23 protein-coding genes are annotated in these 18,209 nt (G+C 32.8%); 15 read left to right on the top strand and 8 right to left on the bottom strand.

From position 1 onward, the window contains the following. Positions 1–55: 55 nt before the first annotated feature. Entirely contained in the window at positions 56–367 is a 312-nt protein-coding gene (locus BCI01S_RS15715) for a winged helix-turn-helix transcriptional regulator (protein ID WP_047941794.1), read from the bottom strand. A 141-nt stretch (positions 368–508) separates the two neighbouring features. Here BCI01S_RS15715 and BCI01S_RS15710 point away from each other — a divergent pair, with 141 nt between their 5' ends. Together BCI01S_RS15710 and BCI01S_RS15705 are read left to right on the top strand one after the other, a co-directional pair. Continuing rightward, complete coding sequence (locus BCI01S_RS15710; RefSeq protein ID WP_047941793.1) at positions 509–1,363, top strand: VOC family protein; 855 nt, start codon at positions 509–511, stop codon at positions 1,361–1,363. A gap of 106 nt (positions 1,364–1,469) precedes the next feature. Next, positions 1,470–2,309 carry an STAS domain-containing protein gene (locus tag BCI01S_RS15705; protein WP_047941792.1) on the top strand — a complete coding sequence of 280 codons (840 nt, stop codon included), beginning with the start codon at positions 1,470–1,472 and terminating at the stop codon, positions 2,307–2,309. A 266-nt stretch (positions 2,310–2,575) separates the two neighbouring features. On the opposite strand, the gene BCI01S_RS15700 is transcribed toward BCI01S_RS15705, so the two are convergent. The 3 genes from BCI01S_RS15700 to BCI01S_RS15690 all read right to left on the bottom strand — a co-directional run bounded on the left by BCI01S_RS15700 (position 2,576) and on the right by BCI01S_RS15690 (position 5,666). Beyond that, positions 2,576–3,241, bottom strand: coding sequence for a DUF4352 domain-containing protein (locus tag BCI01S_RS15700; protein ID WP_047941791.1), 666 nt, complete (start codon positions 3,239–3,241; stop codon positions 2,576–2,578). Between the two features lie 169 nt (positions 3,242–3,410). Next, positions 3,411–4,811 carry an alkaline phosphatase gene (locus BCI01S_RS15695; protein WP_156485447.1) on the bottom strand — a complete coding sequence of 467 codons (1,401 nt, stop codon included), beginning with the start codon at positions 4,809–4,811 and terminating at the stop codon, positions 3,411–3,413. A 147-nt stretch (positions 4,812–4,958) separates the two neighbouring features. Further along, positions 4,959–5,666, bottom strand: a complete 708-nt coding sequence (locus tag BCI01S_RS15690) for an aspartate/glutamate racemase family protein (RefSeq protein WP_047941789.1) — start codon at positions 5,664–5,666, stop codon at positions 4,959–4,961. A gap of 113 nt (positions 5,667–5,779) precedes the next feature. On the opposite strand from BCI01S_RS15690, the gene pdxR reads away from it, so the two are divergent. From pdxR to BCI01S_RS15675, 3 genes are all read left to right on the top strand, one after another. Beyond that, positions 5,780–7,174, top strand: coding sequence for a MocR-like pyridoxine biosynthesis transcription factor PdxR (gene pdxR, locus BCI01S_RS15685; protein WP_047941788.1), 1,395 nt, complete (start codon positions 5,780–5,782; stop codon positions 7,172–7,174). A gap of 102 nt (positions 7,175–7,276) precedes the next feature. Continuing rightward, positions 7,277–8,317, top strand: a complete 1,041-nt coding sequence (locus tag BCI01S_RS15680) for a SepM family pheromone-processing serine protease (RefSeq protein WP_047941787.1) — start codon at positions 7,277–7,279, stop codon at positions 8,315–8,317. A gap of 182 nt (positions 8,318–8,499) precedes the next feature. Further along, a complete protein-coding gene (locus tag BCI01S_RS15675; RefSeq protein ID WP_047941786.1) occupies positions 8,500–8,688 on the top strand; it encodes a hypothetical protein in 189 nt (62 codons plus the stop codon). 165 nt (positions 8,689–8,853) lie between these two features. On the opposite strand, the gene BCI01S_RS15670 is transcribed toward BCI01S_RS15675, so the two are convergent. The 4 genes from BCI01S_RS15670 to BCI01S_RS15660 are packed head-to-tail and all read right to left on the bottom strand — an operon-like array spanning position 8,854 to position 11,593. Next, on the bottom strand, positions 8,854–9,570 hold the full coding sequence (locus BCI01S_RS15670) for a LytR/AlgR family response regulator transcription factor (protein ID WP_047941785.1): 717 nt from the start codon (positions 9,568–9,570) through the stop codon (positions 8,854–8,856). A gap of 2 nt (positions 9,571–9,572) precedes the next feature. Then, on the bottom strand, positions 9,573–9,710 hold the full coding sequence (locus tag BCI01S_RS24840) for a cyclic lactone autoinducer peptide (RefSeq protein WP_082138300.1): 138 nt from the start codon (positions 9,708–9,710) through the stop codon (positions 9,573–9,575). Next, entirely contained in the window at positions 9,707–10,324 is a 618-nt protein-coding gene (locus tag BCI01S_RS15665) for an accessory gene regulator ArgB-like protein (protein WP_047941784.1), read from the bottom strand. The genes BCI01S_RS24840 and BCI01S_RS15665 overlap by 4 nt, the downstream gene beginning before the upstream one ends. Before the next feature lie 3 nt (positions 10,325–10,327). Beyond that, on the bottom strand, positions 10,328–11,593 hold the full coding sequence (locus BCI01S_RS15660) for a sensor histidine kinase (RefSeq protein WP_047941783.1): 1,266 nt from the start codon (positions 11,591–11,593) through the stop codon (positions 10,328–10,330). A 598-nt stretch (positions 11,594–12,191) separates the two neighbouring features. Here BCI01S_RS15660 and BCI01S_RS15655 point away from each other — a divergent pair. From BCI01S_RS15655 to BCI01S_RS25785, 10 genes are all read left to right on the top strand, one after another. Further along, positions 12,192–12,521: a PadR family transcriptional regulator gene (locus tag BCI01S_RS15655; protein WP_047941782.1), complete on the top strand. Its 330-nt coding sequence runs from the start codon at positions 12,192–12,194 to the stop codon at positions 12,519–12,521. Next, positions 12,499–13,074: an HAAS signaling domain-containing protein gene (locus tag BCI01S_RS15650; RefSeq protein ID WP_095259380.1), complete on the top strand. Its 576-nt coding sequence runs from the start codon at positions 12,499–12,501 to the stop codon at positions 13,072–13,074. Before BCI01S_RS15655 ends, BCI01S_RS15650 begins: the two co-directional genes overlap by 23 nt. After that, positions 13,071–13,691, top strand: a complete 621-nt coding sequence (locus tag BCI01S_RS15645) for an NDxxF motif lipoprotein (protein WP_047941780.1) — start codon at positions 13,071–13,073, stop codon at positions 13,689–13,691. The genes BCI01S_RS15650 and BCI01S_RS15645 overlap by 4 nt, the downstream gene beginning before the upstream one ends. A gap of 319 nt (positions 13,692–14,010) precedes the next feature. Then, entirely contained in the window at positions 14,011–14,670 is a 660-nt protein-coding gene (locus BCI01S_RS15640; RefSeq protein WP_047941828.1) for a trypsin-like serine peptidase, read from the top strand. 21 nt (positions 14,671–14,691) lie between these two features. Next, entirely contained in the window at positions 14,692–14,829 is a 138-nt protein-coding gene (locus BCI01S_RS25315; RefSeq protein WP_123258863.1) for a class III lanthipeptide, read from the top strand. Between the two features lie 62 nt (positions 14,830–14,891). Next, complete coding sequence (gene lanKC, locus BCI01S_RS15635; protein WP_061799935.1) at positions 14,892–17,495, top strand: class III lanthionine synthetase LanKC; 2,604 nt, start codon at positions 14,892–14,894, stop codon at positions 17,493–17,495. Positions 17,496–17,586: 91 nt separating this feature from the next. Continuing rightward, a complete protein-coding gene (locus BCI01S_RS25800; protein ID WP_201781393.1) occupies positions 17,587–17,709 on the top strand; it encodes a class III lanthipeptide in 123 nt (40 codons plus the stop codon). A gap of 37 nt (positions 17,710–17,746) precedes the next feature. Beyond that, a complete protein-coding gene (locus tag BCI01S_RS25795; protein ID WP_213087980.1) occupies positions 17,747–17,866 on the top strand; it encodes a class III lanthipeptide in 120 nt (39 codons plus the stop codon). A 36-nt stretch (positions 17,867–17,902) separates the two neighbouring features. Further along, positions 17,903–18,022 (top strand): class III lanthipeptide, encoded by a 120-nt coding sequence (locus tag BCI01S_RS25790; RefSeq protein ID WP_201781389.1) that lies wholly within the window; start codon positions 17,903–17,905, stop codon positions 18,020–18,022. A gap of 36 nt (positions 18,023–18,058) precedes the next feature. After that, positions 18,059–18,178 carry a class III lanthipeptide gene (locus BCI01S_RS25785; RefSeq protein WP_201781391.1) on the top strand — a complete coding sequence of 40 codons (120 nt, stop codon included), beginning with the start codon at positions 18,059–18,061 and terminating at the stop codon, positions 18,176–18,178. The last annotated feature ends 31 nt before the right edge of the window (positions 18,179–18,209 follow it).

Below are 18,209 nucleotides of genomic sequence, written 5' to 3'. Positions count from 1 at the left end.
AATGGTATCTCCGTATAATTATTCGGGTTATCATCGACCGGAAAACTTTATATGGTTATACTTCTAGCCATGAATGAGACCAATTTTCGATTTCTTTCATAATTGGTTCTAATGAACGCCCTTTTTCTGTTAGAGAATATTCAATTCTAACCGGCGTTTCAGGGTATACCTCTCGTACCACAATATCAGCTTGCTCTAAATCCTTTAATCTCTCCGATAAAAGTCTTCCGCTTATTCCAATGGAGGATTCTATAGAACAGAAACGTTGAGGACCGTTTAACAGCTGATAAATAATTAAACCAGTCCAGCGTTGGCTTAAAATACTCATTGCTTTTTCAAACCGTGGACAAATTGTTGAATGGTTCATCTTACATCCCCCCTCGTAATAATTATACAATAATTATTATTTTAAGTAAAAATATTATGAATCATAACTAGATTACTTTACAACTGTTGTTTATTAAAATAAAATTACTTACATAAAGTAAGTAAAAATGGAGGAAAAAGAATGACATTTCATAACGATTCAACTATTTATGCAAAATCAATAACTTTAAAAGTATCTAATCTAGAAAAGTCTCTTTTGTTCTATACGAAAATAATTGGTTTTTCAGTTGCGAGTCAAGATAAAAGGACTGCATCTTTACGTGCAGGAACAGGGGAACCTTTTTTATTTTTAGAAGAATTAAAAGAAATCGAGCCTAAAACAGTACGAACAACAGGACTCTATCATTTTGCTATCTTGGTGCCATCAAGAGAGGAGCTAGGAATTATATTGAACCATTTGCTAGAAACAGGTTATCCATTACAAGGAGCTTCTGATCATTATGTTAGTGAAGCGATCTATCTAGCAGATCCAGATGGAAATGGGATTGAAATCTATCGAGATAGAAAGGCGACAGAGTGGGAGTGGGAAGATGGATTTGTGAAAATGGATACAGCCTATATGGATACAAAAGGAGTGCTTGCATCTGCAGGAAATCGCCAATGGAAAGGTCTTCCCGAGCAAACTATCCTTGGTCATATTCATTTACATGTTGCGGATTTAACAGATACGGTTGATTTTTATGTAAAAGGATTAGGCTTTGATGTCGTTCAAAAATATGGTTCACAAGCGTTCTTTCTTTCAACAGCACAATATCACCATCATATCGGCTTAAATATTTGGAATGGAATGGGGGCACCTGCTCCAGAAAAGAATCATGTTGGTTTAGCTTATTTTGATTTGAGTATACCTGATCACGAAAAACTAGAAGAAATTAAGCATAGAATTGTACAGCTAGGGGCATTAATTATCGAAAAAGAGGGTAAATGGTATACATGGGATCCCTCTGGAAATATGATTCATTTAACAGTTTTTTGAATATATAAAGCACTGCTTAATTTCTATTTTCTTATTAAACTTTAAATTAGAGTACATCATTTCCAAGTTGGACTATAATCAACATTTATTAGGAGTGATGCATTAGTTGTACTATAATCAAGGTGTATATCAATATTTCATCGACAATTCAGAAAGATTAACAGAAGAATGGTATAATGATTTGACAAAAAATGATCCAAAAGGTGTGTACGCAGCAACTGATCCATATGCGATTGAGACAATGAAAAAGCAAAACAATGATTTTCATCTTCGTCTTGCAGGTCTCTTTATTAAAGATAGGGAAGAGTTCCTTGAAGACATTAAGGAATGGATTTTTAAAATTGCAACCGATCAGGGGCAATTAGATACACCAATTCATTTTATTATTCGTGAATTTATTCGAACGAGGGAGCAATATTTTCAGTTGATTGAAGAATACGCGGCCAAACATCATGTCGAGCAGTCACGCGTCATTGAATGGAGCCATTCTGTTGTAAAGGTTCTCGATAAAATTATCTTGAAATATACTGAGGAACATCATAATTATTCCAATAGGCAGCTTATAGCACAACAGGATATGATTAATGAATTAAGTTCACCAGTCATTTCTTTAAGTAAATCAAGTGCACTCTTGCCTCTTGTTGGAGATATTGATACAGCGCGTGCTGCTTCTATATTAGAAAATACGATTAAGCAATGTGAAGAGAAGAAAGTATCCAGATTATTTATTGATTTATCTGGTGTAATTATTATTGATACAATGGTTGCCCATCAGATATTCCAATTGATTCATGGTTTAAGCTTAATTGGAGTGAATACGACATTATCAGGTATTCGCCCAGAAATAGCAACAACCGCAATACAGTTAGGATTACCCTTCGCGGATATTTCAATCGCTTCCACGCTTTCTAAAGCAATTGAGCAAGATGGCAACTTTGAAAAGTAAGTAAATTATGAATCAGTGAAAGGGACAAGTACTGTATATAAGGAGCCGCCAACTTCTGTTGTCCAAAATTTGTGTCCACTTGTATGCAGGTTATCATATGGAGAGACAAGCAACATGTATCTTATTATTATCGGCTTGTATATTGGTAGAAGAATTTTACGCCAGGATTACCTTGCTGGCTCACATTAAATGCCAGCTCGTCGTAAAAGGGTTTACCTGACGTACTTGATCTCTTTCAGCGATTTAGAATGTAGAGAATGTATATATTATTCTAAGTTAATGTCAATCATTTTTGCTTTTCCTAACAGGTTATCTTGTTCTGTATAGGTATCGCTTGTACTTAACTGGACTTTATTAACGGCAGAATTTTCTAAGATAAAGCCTATATTTCCTTTTTTTCGTTCTCCTGGATTTAATTCTCCATTAAGCTCTTCTAAGTAGATATCCTTTTCCCATGTAATCATTTCATCCTTATCTGTTTGGATGAAAGCAATTGGAGAGAACTTCCTAATTTCGTCCGATAGGTTTTCAAGTTCCACAGAAAACTTGATGAAAGTGAATTGTTCTTCATGTGTATAAGTATGATAAAAGTCTATTAAGCTATATGCTGGTCGATAAGCGATAAGTTTGATGTCTTTGACTGTTAGTCTTACGGAATCAACCTGAACTTCCTTGGCTTCTTTAGAAATGGCTTTTAATGTTGCTTCTCCTTTTCTATCGCGATAAAAGTCACCAGCAGCTAGTAAAGCGGCATCATCAATTACTTGCGGATTGGGAGTATAAATATCCGTTGAAACAGTTTTTCTATCTGCAGCTAGCGTGCTCGTTTCTCTTTTCTTTAAATCGTTATTCTTTGTATTAGTATTAGTTTCTTTGCTGCTACAGCCGGCTAGTAAAAGGAAGGTTAATAAATAGATAATATTTTGTCTCAATGGCGTTCCTCCTGATGGAAAAGCTCCCCTCGCGAAAATAGAGGGAAGCACTTCTTTTATTAAAGTAAAGAAAGTACAGGTTAATAGATGGAAGCAGTCCCCGTGTTTCCTATATCTCAGGAAATGTCGCACCAGCCCCGACGCTCCTAAACAGGTACCCTCCGCCATTCTATTTATCCGTTATTTTTATTTTTGCGTTTAGTAGGTTGAAGATAATTTTTGCATGATCTGTATTGTCCTTTTGTCCTGTAAAAAGGTTGCTAGAAGGTCCGTAGGCATAGACAGGAACGTCTTCACCTGTGTGTCCTCCAGTTGTCCAGCCTGTATTGGTTCGTTTATTGAAGATATCTTCAATAGCATTGTCGATAGTAGTGAGGTCCTTTGTATCAGCAGCCTTTTGAACGGTCTGAATTTCCTCTGAAGTTAGGGATAACTGAATATTATCTTTTAAGGTAGATTTTACATTCGCGCCATTTACAATTAATTCTGCCATAAAATCAGGTGTTTTCTTTGCTGCTTTGATTGGCTCGCCATACCAATTATAATCCCCATTAGCTGCAATAGAGAATCCGCCAGTTGAATGGTCTGCTGTAGCAACAACTAAAGTATTTTTATCCTTTTTAGCAAAATCAATTGCTGCTTTATATGCCTTTTCAAAATCCTCCATCTCACTCATTGCAGCGACAATGTCGTTATCATGGCCCGCCCAGTCAATTTGACTACCTTCCACCATAAGGAAAAATCCTTTCTTATTTTTGTTTAAACTATTGATAGCAGTTTTTGTCATTTCCTCTAACGAAGGTGTATCTTTATCTCTATCTATCATTTTCGGCATTCCTGCTTCCGCAAATAGACCAAGCAATTGTGTATCTTTATTCTTCAGTAAATCTTTACGATTCGTTACATAATTGTAGCCAGCCTTCTTAAATTCCTTCGTTAAGTCTCTATCCTGGCGAACGAAAAGGTCTGTCCCACCACCTAGAAGAATATCCACTTTATGCTTACCATTTATCATCTCATCAAAATAATCATCTGCAATGGCATTCATGTTTTTACGATTAATATCATGTGATCCAAAAGATGCTGGGGTTGCATGGGTAATTTCAGAAGTGGCAACAAGACCTGTGGATTTGCCTTTTTCTTTTGCAGCTTCTAAGACGGTTTTCACTTCCGAATGATCATTGTCTACAGCAATAGCATTATTGTATGTTTTAATACTAGCAGACATTGCGGTTGCGGCTGATGCAGAGTCTGTGACATTTTGTTCGGGATCTTCTGGATATGTCATTTGCTGTCCTACTAAATAAGGATCAAAATATGTGCTTTCTGCCGTTTTGGTTTTCGGATTATCTTTTAAATAGCGATATGCGGAAGTGTAAGAAACACCCATTCCATCTCCTATCAGAAAGATAACATTTTTCGGTTTTCCGTTATTGTTTCCATTTTTTTTTGCTTCTGCATCTGTTCCTGTTAATACAGTTGCTAATCCAGCAACTGTTAGAGAAGAGATTACAGCGATTGGCAGCACCTTTTTTTTCCATGATTTTAAGTTCAAATTTTTCCCCTCCATTATTTAGGCTCGCTTTATTATCATGGAAAAAAGTTAAGCTTGTTTTACAGTAGTTTAGAAAAAAAGTAAAAAAAACTAGGATAAATGTACCCTAGTTCGATAGTAATGATAGAGGTCGTTTGCCTATGGAAAAGGAAAAAGAGGTTTTTACTTTAATGCAAAATTTTTATCGAGTGCATAGGAAACGGCTGCTTGAGCATGTAAAAATGTTGTATCAAATAGCGGAATAGAACTGTCTTCTTGTTTTATAAGTAAGGGAATCTCTGTACATCCTAAAATTATCCCTTCAGCGCCTTGTGCTTGAAGTTTGTCTATAATACGCAAATAGATAGCCTTTGATTCTGGAAGGATTATCCCTTTGCATAATTCATCGAATATAATTTGATGAACTGCTTCTCTATCCTCTTTGTCAGGAATAATTGTTTCAATCTCTTGTTGTAAAAGTGCTTCTTTATAAAAGGACTGCTCCATTGTAAACATCGTTCCTAATAAGCCGACTTTTTTTAAGGTAGCTTTTTTTATTTCATATCCAGTAACATCTGCGATATGAAGTAATGGAATAGTGATAGCTGCTTGTACTTCTTTTGCCATTTTATGCATAGTATTGGTACAGATAATTACGATATCAGCACCGCCCGCTTCCAGTGTTTTAGCGGCATTTATCATTAATACAGTGGCCTCATCCCAATGTCCAGCTTTTTGCAGAGCAACAATTTCTTCAAAGTCAAAGGAATATAGAAGCGATTTAGCAGAATGTAATCCACCCATTTGTTCTTTTACGAATGTATTTATATAGCGATAATAATCAGCTGTTGATTCCCAGCTTAACCCGCCAATTAGTCCAATTGTTTTCATTAGATACTCCTTTATGTCCATTTTTTCACATCATAACATGGTATACTGGTATAGAATAGAGCCAGTAATTATATACTTTTATAGTACCAGTTTGTTTTTTAGGAGGATTCTGCATGATCTTTATTACGATTGACCGATCCAGTTCTATTTCTTTAACACAGCAAATTTATGATCAAGTTCGTAATGGAATATTGGAAAAGCAATTAAAAGAGGGAGATAGACTAGCTTCCTCAAGAGAATTAGCAAGCTCTATTGGAGTTTCGCGAAATATTGTGCTGGAGGCGTACGAGCGTTTAATTGCAGAAGGCTATTTAGAAGTAAGACCAAAGTCAGGGACTTTTGTAGCAAGAGGGACTTCTCTTTCGTTTACAGAAAATACAAGAAGAAAAGAAACTCCTAAAAAAATCGATGCGAATAAAAAGAGGTATATTGATTTTAAAGCAGGGAATCCAGCAATCGATTATTTTCCAAGGAAGAAATGGGCACAATTAACAAAGGAAATTTGTTTGCATTCTTCGGAAGCAGTCTTTGGATATGGAGAGGCCTCTGGAATGAAAGAATTAAAGAATGCCCTTGTTGACTATTTAAAAAGAGTTAGAGGGGTGCAATGCAGGGCAGAGCAAATTTTTATTACATCGGGTGCTACTCAAGGATTGAAGCTAATCACAGAAATGCTTGGGAGAGGAAATAAAACGATAGCAGTTGAGGATCCTGTGACAGATGAAATGAGAAATATTTTTACTTTTAGCAATGGACAAATCATTCCTGTTCCTGTAGATGAGAATGGGATTGATCCAAGTGGATTACCAAAACAATCCCCCAGTTTTGTCTTTGTTATTCCTTCCCATCAATTTCCTTTAGGGGGTATTCTTTCTATTCAAAGAAGGCTGCAATTAATCGAGTATGCGAAAAAGATGGATTGCTATATTGTAGAAGATGATTATGACAGTGAATTTACCTATGAGGGGGCTCCTGTACCGTCTATCCAAGGAATAGCACCTAACCACGTTATATATGTAGGAACTTTTAGCAAAATTCTTTCACCAGGCTTACGGATAGGATATGTAATTTTACCAGAGGAATTAATAAGTGATTTTGAACAGCTTAAGTGGTTTTCAGACAGACATACTTCCTCTCTGGAACAATTAGTATTAGCCCGTTTTATCAGGGAAGGCTATCTAGATCGGCATGTTCGCAAAATGAAAAAAATATATAAAGAAAAACGGGAACGGTTAGTCTTAGCTATTCAGCAAAATTTTGAATATGCTACCATCATTGGTAAATCGGCAGGAATGCATTTAGTTGTCGAAATTCCAGATACAGATTTTCATTCCACCTTCATACATAAAATCGAGGAAAATGGAGTAAAGGTATATCCGATTGAACAGTATAGTTTAGTTAAAGGAAAGCATAAGAGTAGAATTGTAATGGGTTATGGTGGATTATCCCTCGACCAGATTGAAAAAGGCGTCCGATTATTGCGAGAAATCCTTGATACAGAAAAATAGTCTTTTTAATGGAAAAACTATCTGAAATTCATTTTTTTTTAATATGATATATGTAAATATAGTTTATATCAGTAAAATTAATATCCTAAGGAGTATGTAGATATGAATAAATCAAGAAAAAGCATCTTTTCAAAAAAGTGGTTAATCATACTTTTTGGGGTACTCATTATTCTCTTATTTATCCCGACCCCTTATTATTTAAATCAACCAGGCTCAATTGAAGCACTTGCATCAAAAGTGACCGTAGAGAATGGTACGAAGTCTGAAAAGGGAAGTCTGAATCTAACAACAGTTTATTCGATTAAAGCAAATAACCCCTATATCTATCTATACGGATTGGTCGCACCACATACGGAAATCCGAAAGGAAGAAGAGGTTAAGGGGAATTTAAGTGATGATGAGTACAATAAGCTGCTGCTTCATATGATGGATACATCAAAGCAAAATGCGATTATCGCTAGTCTGCATGCAGCAGGGAAAAAGGTAGAGTTTACTTATAACGGTATTTTCGTTGCTCAAGTATTAGATAACTCTAAGGCAAAATCAATTATTCAAGTCGGAGATATTATTAAAAAAGTGGATGGAAAGGCATTTACTAAAAGCGAGAAGTTAATTGCTTATTTAAAAGAAAAGCAAGCAGGAGATATAGTCCACCTTGAATTTTTACATGGCAAGAAAAAGAAAGAAGCTGATGTAGAAGTAATTGAATTAGACAAAAAGACAGGGCAGGTTGGTATTGGGATTGCTCCAGAAGATAATATGACGATCCACCCTTCTATTGATGTAAAAATTAATAGTGAAAATATTGGAGGGCCTTCCGCCGGATTTATGTTTTCATTAGAAGTCTATAATCAAATTGTCAAAGAAGATTTAACAAGAGGCTACAAAATAGCCGGTACCGGAACGATGGATGCCGAAGGAAATGTGGGGCAAATTGGTGGAATCAAGCATAAAATCGTTGCGGCACATAAAGAAGATGTGGATATATTCTTCTATCCACGCGATATAACAGAATATGATACGAATGAAAAGGAAATTAAAGAACAAGTAAAAGAAGAGGGATATACCGATATTAAGATAGTTCCTGTTAGTACGTTAAAAGAGGCAATTGAGTATTTAGAAAAGCTACCAGAGAAGAAATAAATTTATGGGTTATTAGAAATCTCCTTACATAGTAGGGAGATTTTTCTTTATTTTTATAAGAAAGGAGACAGGGAGATTCCTGTAAAATTCTAGCGTTTAGAAAAGCCTGAAATGGGAAAGTTATATATAAGAAATGAAAAGCACGTATAGTCGGTAAAACGGCATTTATAAGGAGGTTCACGATGTCAGAATTTTTCAGTGGTTTTTTTAATATTCTTTATGGAGCTTTCGGAGTTCCTCTACTTTTAATCGTTCTCATTATTCTTGTTATCGTTGTTTCACAAAGAAGACGAAAAAAGAAAATGAAGCAAGAAGACTGGATGGGGCATTCGTCAGTAGAGAAAATCGAAAAAGATAATAAAAAGAAGTAGCAAAGCATTTTCCTTCCTTTAGATGAAAAAAATTTTGGCCATAAAATTCAAGTATAAGAAGAACCTGAACAATTATCCTTTTTTACATCTGGATACTTGTTCAGGTTTTGTAGGTTGTTTTGTAAAGTTTGATGCCAAAAAAGGCTGTTATCAATATCAATAAAGCTAGAAACTGAACTCACTGAATATTAAATCTTTAAGACCTTTTATCCGATGTTTGCTCACTGGTAAAGTTTCTTCAGAATCAATTAGAACCAGATTATATGAATTCATAAATTCATCTTTTTGAATTTTTTTAACTCTTTCTAGGTTGACTAAATAGGATTTATGGATACGATAAAATCCGTGCTTTGCTAATTTTGCTTCAAGAACTTCAAGTTTCTCATTACTTTCAATAAGTTCTCCGGTTGTAAGATGTATTGTGGTTTTTCGAATGGTTTTACCAATAAAGTTGATCTCATCCTTTTTAATTAATAAGTACCCAGTTGATGTCTTAACCCCTACCCGAAGGTCGTCTTTATTTACATAATTAACTCGCGTTAGTGTTTGGAATAATCTAAATACATCAACAGGCTTTACTATATAATCTAAGGGATAAAAATTATATGCATCCAATGCAAAGGATTTGTGATTACTGATGAAAACAATTTTTATATTTTTGTAATACTGATTGATATGTTCTGCTAGTTTAAATCCAGATTGAGATGCAATTTCTATATCTAATAATGCAATATCTACTTTATTCTCATTTAAAAAAATTGGAAGAGAATCACCATTTGTAGAGGTATATACTAAATTATATGGTGATTCTTTAAAAATATCTTTATATAGTTCTAATTGTATCGGGTCATCGTCTATAGCTATGATACTTAATTTAGACATTTTTATTCAGAATCATTCTTTTTGTCTTTACTAGGAAGTTCAGGTTCGTATGTAAACCAATACGATGCTAGAGTACCCTTTGAGGCCATAAAACCAACCTTACCTATAATTTTTGCTAGTACTTTCGTAAATAAGTTCATAAATAATCCACCTTTCTTGTAGTTTTTTTATCTAACCAATCGGTCATGTCATGATGCCATTCTGTAAGTGAAATCGATTGGAAGAGAACAGATAGCCAAATACTTGAGATAATACTTGATTTACCTATAGGTAATAATATCGTGAGGATGAACAGTGTTGTAATAAAAAATAATGAAATATGTTTGAATAACATTTTCTTATTGTCATTAAATAAAGCTCTAGTTTTATGTAAGACAGGAGCTTTTTTATTATAAATAAACATAGAAATTAAATAAATTATAAGGACAGCGATCATATTAAGAGCTAGAAAATGCTTGGTTGCTATCGAAAGTATAAGGATTAAAATAGTACTGTAGACCACACATTTTAAATAACTTTTAAAGTGTGCTCCTCCCCCAAAAGTTCTAAGAAAAGCTCCTGTAAAAAGAGATACGGTGGCTTCAATAAAAACTCCAAATAAAACCGATAGTATTAGAATAACTGAAATTTGAATAGTTAATGAGATTATCCACTCTAGTCCGTATCGTATATACTCTTTATTATCTCTGTATTCTGGGGCATGTTTAATAACAAAATTAGTTACTTCATTACTAATTATATTAGGATTAACCATAAATTATTTCCTTTCTTTAGGTGGTATGAGGACAAACATACTTAAAGTTCGATTATTAAGTTCTGGATATATGTATCCGTTATATCTCTCTAAAGTCATCATAATATTGCTTAGTCCTAATCCATTTTCATAAGTAGTTTTTGTACTATAACCATCTTGAAATATGTTTTCCAAATCTAGCAGCTCTGGATTCACTTCATTTAACACTTCGACTATTAAATACTGATTTTTGTAAAATTTAATGACTATTTCTCTAGAAGCTGTTTCGTTTGATTTTATAAATTCATATGCATTAGAAATTAAGTTTCCGATAACATTGTTAAATTCATAAACTGGCATAGGAATGAGTTCAAATGTATCGGAGATAAAAATATTAAAATTAATACCGTCTTTTTTTAAAATCTGTTTGTATTGAATAAGTAAACCGGCTATTGACATGTAATGTAAAGGTAGAGTTTCAGAAGTTGTCTGAAACTCTTCCGTGAGTTCACTCAGATAAGCTTTTAAATCATTTATTCTATTTAGATGGACTAGAGAATTGATAGTGTTAAGTTGAAAGATAAAGTCATGCCTTTGTGCTCGTATACTTCTTAGATAAAATTTAGCACTTTTCTCTTGCTCAGTTAATAATTTTTTTTCTGCTTTAATAGTGTTTAGATAAACTAAGTACCTTGTAAGGTAAATAAATGCAATACTCGAGATAATTATTAAATAAGCAGAGGTAATCGATATACCGTCATCTTGAATGACTTTAATTACAATTAACATGAATAACACAACAAATAGGGGGAAAATCCACCAAAACTTTGGGGTCTTAGCATGAGAAATGTCCTGGTTAGGTATAAGACTCCTCCTAAATGCTCTTAGAAATAATAATAGTAGAGTTAATAATGAACCGTTAACTAATCCAGAGATAAATCGTATTTGATTAAATGTTGAAGAGCCTGCAAAAAGTAGATCAAAAATAATAATATTTATCAATTGTACAATCAGTAGAAGAGTCATACTTAATAATAGGGATAATATTGAAAAAGTGAATTTCACTTTATATAGCTTGGATATAAGAATAGCCAGAATTACTACAGCTAAAGGCAATTTAATAAAGGGATAACTTAGTGATAGTGTTAAAAATATGGCTGTTCCTAGACTTATAGAAAATAAATAAAGTATTTGTATTTTACTAAAATGAAATTTATTTAATAATTGTAGGGTTATTAAAAGCATTGGGATTGTTTCAAACAGAGCTCCAATAAAATCAATAAAAATCAATGTCTTCTTACACTCCTATAATTAAGTATATAAAAGTTGGAAAAATTAGAAATCAAATAGCGAAAGTATTCGAGCCTATTTTTTATGATAATTCAAACAATTAAGCGTTTCCCATTTTACATATTACCCTTTTATGTACTCTAAATGTCCTAATATGCAGCTTTTTATCCCTTTTATAATTTTCGAGGTATTTATAAACCTGTTTCATTTTATAATGGAAAATATAGGATAAAAGGGTGGTGGTTTAAATACTAAAATACATTTCTATTTATTACGGAATAAAGAAAATTAAAAAAGTAAGGAACAAATAACCTCTGAAAAAAGGTTATATGGATTGGATTTATTTTCCTATTCTCTAAATAACAATGTAACATCAAATTTAAAATAAATCAATTTTTTTACACAAATAGTAAATAATGTTCTCGGATACTTGATGACCTTATGTAAATATATTAGTACTGTTATAATCCATATGATTCTCAGGAATTAATTACTGATAATTAATTCTTAATATTCTGATATTAGGATACAGTGTTAAGTTTAGTACCTTTTAATACACAGATAGTATTAAATAAATTATAAACGCTGGTGATAAATTATGAATGCACAGTTTAAAAAAGGTGTACTAGAATTAATAGTCTTAATAATAATAAACAAAGAGGATGAATACGGTTATTCACTAATAAAGAAGATCTCGAATAAGATTGTTATATCGGAAGGTACTGTTTATCCGATTTTAAGAAGATTAGTTAAAGAAAAGTATGTCACGACATATCATGAAGAATCAAAAGAAGGACCATTTAGGAAATACTACAGAATTACAAAGGAAGGTATAGCTAAACTTGAATCCTTAAAGATGGAATGGAATGAGTTTTTCCTAACAATAAATCGTTTTGTCGAGGAGAATGATAAACTTGAACAAAAATAATTTTTTGAAACTACTCAAAAATAGTTTGAAGTTTATGTCTGAAAAAGAAAAGAAAGATATATTAGAAGAGTATAGCATGCATTTTACGGAGGGATTAAGTGAAAATAAAAGTGAAGAGGAAATTTCTAAAGAATTAGGTAATCCTGAAGAAATCGCTAAGGAATTAAACGCTGTTTATGCGATTAATAAGGTCGAAGAAAAGAAAAGTATAAGAAGTATGCTTACAGCAATGATGTCCATAATGGGTTTAAGTTTAATGAATTGCATTATTATTATAGTGAGTTTATTCTTTATGTTATTATTAACGCCATTTATATTGGCTTATGTCATTGGTGTGCCTATAATGATCCTATCTCCCATAATTTTAATCGTAATGGGATTTGTAGATGGTTCTACCATTGGACTTGGGGAAATTCTCGAGTCTATAAAAGGAGTTATTATAGGAGCCATTTTAGCCATCCTAGGGTATTATATAGGGAAGTCATTTATTAAATTATTTATTAAATATCTAAAATGGAACGCATCAATAGCAAGGGGGAAAAATGGATTATGAAAAAAATTTTTTTTAGTATCCTATTTCTCTTTATATTAAGCGCGTGTTCAAATGAAGAAAATATTGGCACCTCTGAAAACCAAATACCCGATACAAAGAATGTAGAAATCCCTAGTATTATTTTTTCTTCTGACAAACAAAACAGTGTAATTGATGAAAAGGAAATGAAATCAAGTATAAAAACGTACCTAGACACTTATGAAGCATTACAGCTTGCTAGCTATCCATTTGAAGAAATGATCGATGAAGAAAAGGAATTGACTAAAAGTGAATTGGAGAAATTAGACCAAATTTACAGACTAACAAAAGAAAATGATGAAAATTTCTCTAATTATATTTCACAAAATACATTACCTGAAGGGTATCTAGAGGAGTCTGAAAGAATTAGCAGATATATTACAGGTGTAAATGAGATTATTTACGAAATAGATACAATGCTTAATCAACTTACAGACGACATAGAGAAAGAAGTTATTCCGACAGTAAACTTTGATTTAATAAATAAAAAAAGTGATGTAGTGAATGGAAGAGAACAGAAAAAAATAGAAGAGTTTCTCGAGAGGGAGAATATTGATACTAAAGCATTTGGGAAGAATTCACAAGGAAAAACAGAATAATTTTATAGATATAAAAAAGATGTACCGAATTTATTTTCAGGTACATCCTTTTTTGTATGAGAAGTATTCCAGCTTAAGATTAACCTCGATATTTATACGGTAATTCTAAAGGGAAATGCGTGTAATAGCCGGGTTTTTTAGATGTTCTAGAAAGTGTGCTGCTGGGACTCAGTCTAGTTATTTCTTATTTACTATTATATATAGAATGATATTATCCTTAAAACATTACTATGAAAATAAAATATTGAATCTCTTATATTTTGGTAGTATTGTTTTTTTATACCAGTCAAAGGAATGAAGAATAATGTTTAAAGTATCTATGAATGAAAATCAAATAATGAACACAGGAATATTGAAAATAAAACAAAATAAAAACAAATTTATAAGTAATGCTTCACTAATTATGGGATTGAAATATCCATTAGTTTGTACTGCTGCACATTGTGTTTTTGATTGGTATAAGCAAACAAATGCGAATGAGATAACCTTTATAACTTATGATAACCACGAATATGAAGTGGAGGAAATCTACGTCAGTAAGGAGTGGGTTCAAAATGGAATAGTAGATTATGATACTGCTTTTCTCACTTTAAAAGAACCGCCTTTAGAAACAGACAATATAATTAAACCTATATTTAATAACACCTCGAAAAAACAGCATGCATTAATACCTTACATACAGAAAAAATTTCTCCGGAAAAATAAAATCGAAATAATAGAAAACATAACATTTGAGGACTATATACACAATTCATCCTTGTTAGGAGTAAAAGGAAAAGCGGGAGTAGGTAGCTCAGGCAGCCCTTGGCTGTTAGAAAAAGATCGTGATTACTTCCAATTTTCAAATACAAGTTTATCTTTTAATAGTGTTAAAGATATAGTGTGGGGCCCTTATTGGGGGGAACACATAGAAAATTTATATCTACATGCCAATAAAAAAGGGAACAACTTAGAAAGTATTAAAACCTATAAATTATAAAACTAGAAAGGAGGTGTGACTATGTCTAGAACGGATGTTTTATCTCTGCAAAGTTTAAGATATAAAAAGAACGATGAGCCGCCAATTGGTTCAAATGTCAGCGTTAACTGCAAAACACATAGTGGTTTAAGCCTTTTTTTCTGTGTAGTTCCTAGATAAGAAATTCAAAAAATTAAGCACAAATTAACTTGGTTAATTTGTGCTTATAATGAGGTGAACTAATGGATAATAGATATATAAAGTACATAAATGAAGGCTATTATTATAATGTTGCTAGTGAAAACAATCAAAGATTGCTCCATTTAGACTGCCCACCAGATAACTACATAGTAATTGATGGAGAACATTGGATAAATGTTTTGGAAAGAAACATTAAACTACCTAATCAGGGCTGGAAGATTCATATTAGTACGAACATGAAAGAGGCGCAAACAACTTTAGATATTGTATCTAAGTTAATGATAGAAAGAAATATATCATTTAAGTACGTAAAAAGTATTACAGAGCTACTAATGAAAGATTCCAAATATGGCGATAGAGGTTCTTCAGGAAAGTTTATTACAATATATCCTGTAAATACTAATCAATTTATCGAGTTATTAAGTTTACTAGAGAATAGCTTATCTCATTTAAAACCTGGCCCGTATATACTAAATGATAAAAGATGGTATGATTCTAACGTCTATTTTAGATACGGTGCCTTCGCGCCAAGATTTACATTTATAGATGGAGTAAAAGTCGATGCTATAGAAAATTTACAGGGTGAACTTATTGAAGATAAAAGGGTTCCTTATTATTATCTGCCTGACTTTGTAGAAGAGCCTCCAGAAATTATAGCCATGGACAAAGCGATGGATCAAAATGATACTTATTCACCCCTTGAAAATTATGATATTAAAGAGGCTCTACATTTTAGTAATGGCGGTGGCGTATATATCTGTGAGAATAAATTACAAAACAATACAAAGGTCATTCTAAAAGAGGGAAGGCCTCATGCTGCGGTAGATGCACAAGGGCGTGATGCATTTTCTAGGATTGTAAACGAAAGTGAGATACTTGATAAATTAGAAAAAACAACATTCCCAGTTAAAAAAATAAGTTCCTTTCGTGCGTGGGAGCATTATTTCATCGAAGAAGAGTATATCGAAGGCGATTCACTGTCTGAGTGGCTAGTTAAGAACTACCCTTTCAGCTCTACCCTAAAAAATGAGTCTTACACTGAAGCATGTATAAATATTATTAATCAACTTATTGAGGCTATACATGAAATTCATGAGCATAATGTAGGAATGGGCGATTTACAGCCTGCAAATGTTATAGTCACTCCCGAAGAGAAAGTAAGATTAATAGATTTTGAAACAGCAAGCACAACAAATGATTCTCTTTCTGGATTAATGACTCCTGGTTATATAGGCCATCAAGAAATGAATAAAGAACAAAGTGATTGGTTTGCATTACTAAGGATAGCAAAACAGTTATTTGTACCAATTGGAAGTGTTCAAGATATTTCCTGGAATTTGGATACCATTCATAGTAAATGGGTGCAGGTTGTATTTGGAGAAAAAGCGACTAAAATAATTGACAAAGTTAAATCGCTGTGTGACTTCTATCAATCACGTCCTATGGACGAGTTATTGAGTACAAATGGCCAGTTAAAACAAGATTTTGATTTATCTATCTTAAAATTAAAATTACGGAATTCCATATTAAAAGACGTTAAAATGGAAGATAGACTTTTACCGGGAGATATTCGTCAATATGAAATGGAAGCAGGAATAATAAATGTATTGACCGGCGGCTTTGGTACGGCAATGGCTTTACATAGAACCGGTGGAATAAATCAAACAGTAAAAGATTGGATTGAAAAACAAGAAATCAATCAATTACTTCATTTAGAAAATGGCTTATTTACTGGAAAAATGGGAATTGCTGCAGTTTTATGGGAATTAGGTTATCAAGAAAAGGCAAAAGCCCTATTTGATTCAGACATTGATATTAAAAACATGGAAGATATTTCTCTTGCAGCAGGTTTAAGTGGGATTGGGTTGGCATACTTAGGACTTAGCTACGAATATGATAATCCTAGATATCTAGATATTTGTCTCTCTATTGGAGAGATATTAATAGATAAATTAAATTCTAATGCACCTATCATTACTTTTGATTACGACGTGGTTGATAAGGGAGTCATGACAAGTTGGTCAGGAGTTTCCCTGTATTTTACTGCATTATATAAAAAAACAAAGGATCAAAAGTGGCTGGAATTATCAGAAAAGGCATTAGAAAAGGACTTGAAATTAGGGGTATTTGATGACGATGGCTTGTATCATATAGATGATGATTTTAGGATTTTACCATATCTCGCTGGTGGAGGAAGTGGACTGGCTATTCCTATAATTGAATTAGAGCTGAATGCAGACATAAAGAAATGGGATAAGGAAATTGATGGAATTTGCAAAATTTCGAAAAGTAAATGTTTTTATAACGCTGGATTATTTCAGGGAACCACTGGTATTTTAGCTATTGCAAATCTCCTAGAGCTATATACCAATAAAAACAGTTTAGTCAGCTCAGCTTTATTTACCCTTAATCTACATTTATTAGAGAATGATGACTGTATATTTGTTCCTGGGGATTCATGCTTTAGACTTTCTGGCGATATTATGTCTGGTTCTGCTGGCCTACTGTTAGTAATAAACGATATTTTAGAGAATAGAAACTACTCCTGGTTACCAATACTCAACTTAGAAAAGGTATTTAATTCTTCGATCTTAATAGGGGAAAATTCGCAAAGGAAGGTAGAACTATCCTTCTCTGGTAATTAATTGACTCTCGTGATGTAAAATATATCATTTTATGTAAATAAAAGGATTCAAAGATGATGAGCAAAATTATTTATTATAGGAGGTGATAAAAATGAAAAACGTTCTTGGTTTACAAAAAATAGGTAAGAAAGAACGGAAAAATGGAGATGTATTAAAGTCATCTGTGAGTTTAGGCTGTTCTCCATCAAGTAATACTAGCTGGTTCTTTTGTTAATTCTTAAAAAATACTATTAAGAAAGAAGGAATGGGAAATGAACAAAGTGTTATCTTTGCAAAAACAAGCTGTATCAAAAGACGTACAACTAAAAGCAAAATCACTTGCGAGTATTCAATGTAAAGGAAGTAGCAACGCAAGCTGGTACTTCTGTTAATTCTACAAAATACTATTAAGAAAGAAGGAATGAGAAATGAACAAGGTATTGTCTTTACAAAAAGAAGCGGTATCAAAAGATGTACAACTAAAAGCAAAATCCTCTAAAAGCATTCAATGCAAAGGAAGTAGTCACGCAAGCTGGTTCTTCTGTTAATTCTTAAAAAAACTATTAAGAAAGAAGGAATGAAAAATGAACAAAGTATTGTCATTACAAAAAGAAGCTGTATCAAAAGAAGTTCAATTAAAAGCGAAATCACTTGCAAGTATTCAATGTAAAGGAAGCAGCAACGCAAGCTGGTTCTTCTGCTAATTCTACAAAATACTATTAAGAAAGAAGGAAT

It is taken from the genome of Niallia circulans NBRC 13626 (assembly GCF_001591585.1).
Classification (GTDB): domain Bacteria; phylum Bacillota; class Bacilli; order Bacillales; family Cytobacillaceae; genus Niallia; species Niallia circulans.
Note: the sequence above shows the minus strand (reverse complement) of the source record. Positions and strands in the feature narration are given on the sequence as shown.

Coding starts and splice junctions, on each gene's coding strand:
- BCI01S_RS25790 (WP_201781389.1), top strand. CDS start 17,903: ATGAACAAGGTATTGTCTTTACAAAAAGAAGCGGTATCAAAAGATGTA.
- BCI01S_RS15680 (WP_047941787.1), top strand. CDS start 7,277: ATGAATAAATCAAGAAAAAGCATCTTTTCAAAAAAGTGGTTAATCATA.
- lanKC (WP_061799935.1), top strand. CDS start 14,892: ATGGATAATAGATATATAAAGTACATAAATGAAGGCTATTATTATAAT.
- pdxR (WP_047941788.1), top strand. CDS start 5,780: ATGATCTTTATTACGATTGACCGATCCAGTTCTATTTCTTTAACACAG.
- BCI01S_RS15670 (WP_047941785.1), bottom strand. CDS start 9,570: ATGTCTAAATTAAGTATCATAGCTATAGACGATGACCCGATACAATTA.
- BCI01S_RS25795 (WP_213087980.1), top strand. CDS start 17,747: ATGAACAAAGTGTTATCTTTGCAAAAACAAGCTGTATCAAAAGACGTA.
- BCI01S_RS25315 (WP_123258863.1), top strand. CDS start 14,692: ATGTCTAGAACGGATGTTTTATCTCTGCAAAGTTTAAGATATAAAAAG.
- BCI01S_RS15650 (WP_095259380.1), top strand. CDS start 12,499: ATGATAAACTTGAACAAAAATAATTTTTTGAAACTACTCAAAAATAGT.
- BCI01S_RS15695 (WP_156485447.1), bottom strand. CDS start 4,811: ATGGAGGGGAAAAATTTGAACTTAAAATCATGGAAAAAAAAGGTGCTG.
- BCI01S_RS25785 (WP_201781391.1), top strand. CDS start 18,059: ATGAACAAAGTATTGTCATTACAAAAAGAAGCTGTATCAAAAGAAGTT.
- BCI01S_RS24840 (WP_082138300.1), bottom strand. CDS start 9,710: ATGAACTTATTTACGAAAGTACTAGCAAAAATTATAGGTAAGGTTGGT.
- BCI01S_RS15710 (WP_047941793.1), top strand. CDS start 509: ATGACATTTCATAACGATTCAACTATTTATGCAAAATCAATAACTTTA.
- BCI01S_RS15690 (WP_047941789.1), bottom strand. CDS start 5,666: ATGAAAACAATTGGACTAATTGGCGGGTTAAGCTGGGAATCAACAGCT.
- BCI01S_RS15640 (WP_047941828.1), top strand. CDS start 14,011: ATGAATGAAAATCAAATAATGAACACAGGAATATTGAAAATAAAACAA.
- BCI01S_RS15715 (WP_047941794.1), bottom strand. CDS start 367: ATGAACCATTCAACAATTTGTCCACGGTTTGAAAAAGCAATGAGTATT.
- BCI01S_RS25800 (WP_201781393.1), top strand. CDS start 17,587: ATGAAAAACGTTCTTGGTTTACAAAAAATAGGTAAGAAAGAACGGAAA.
- BCI01S_RS15655 (WP_047941782.1), top strand. CDS start 12,192: ATGAATGCACAGTTTAAAAAAGGTGTACTAGAATTAATAGTCTTAATA.
- BCI01S_RS15645 (WP_047941780.1), top strand. CDS start 13,071: ATGAAAAAAATTTTTTTTAGTATCCTATTTCTCTTTATATTAAGCGCG.
- BCI01S_RS15675 (WP_047941786.1), top strand. CDS start 8,500: ATGTCAGAATTTTTCAGTGGTTTTTTTAATATTCTTTATGGAGCTTTC.
- BCI01S_RS15665 (WP_047941784.1), bottom strand. CDS start 10,324: ATGGTTAATCCTAATATAATTAGTAATGAAGTAACTAATTTTGTTATT.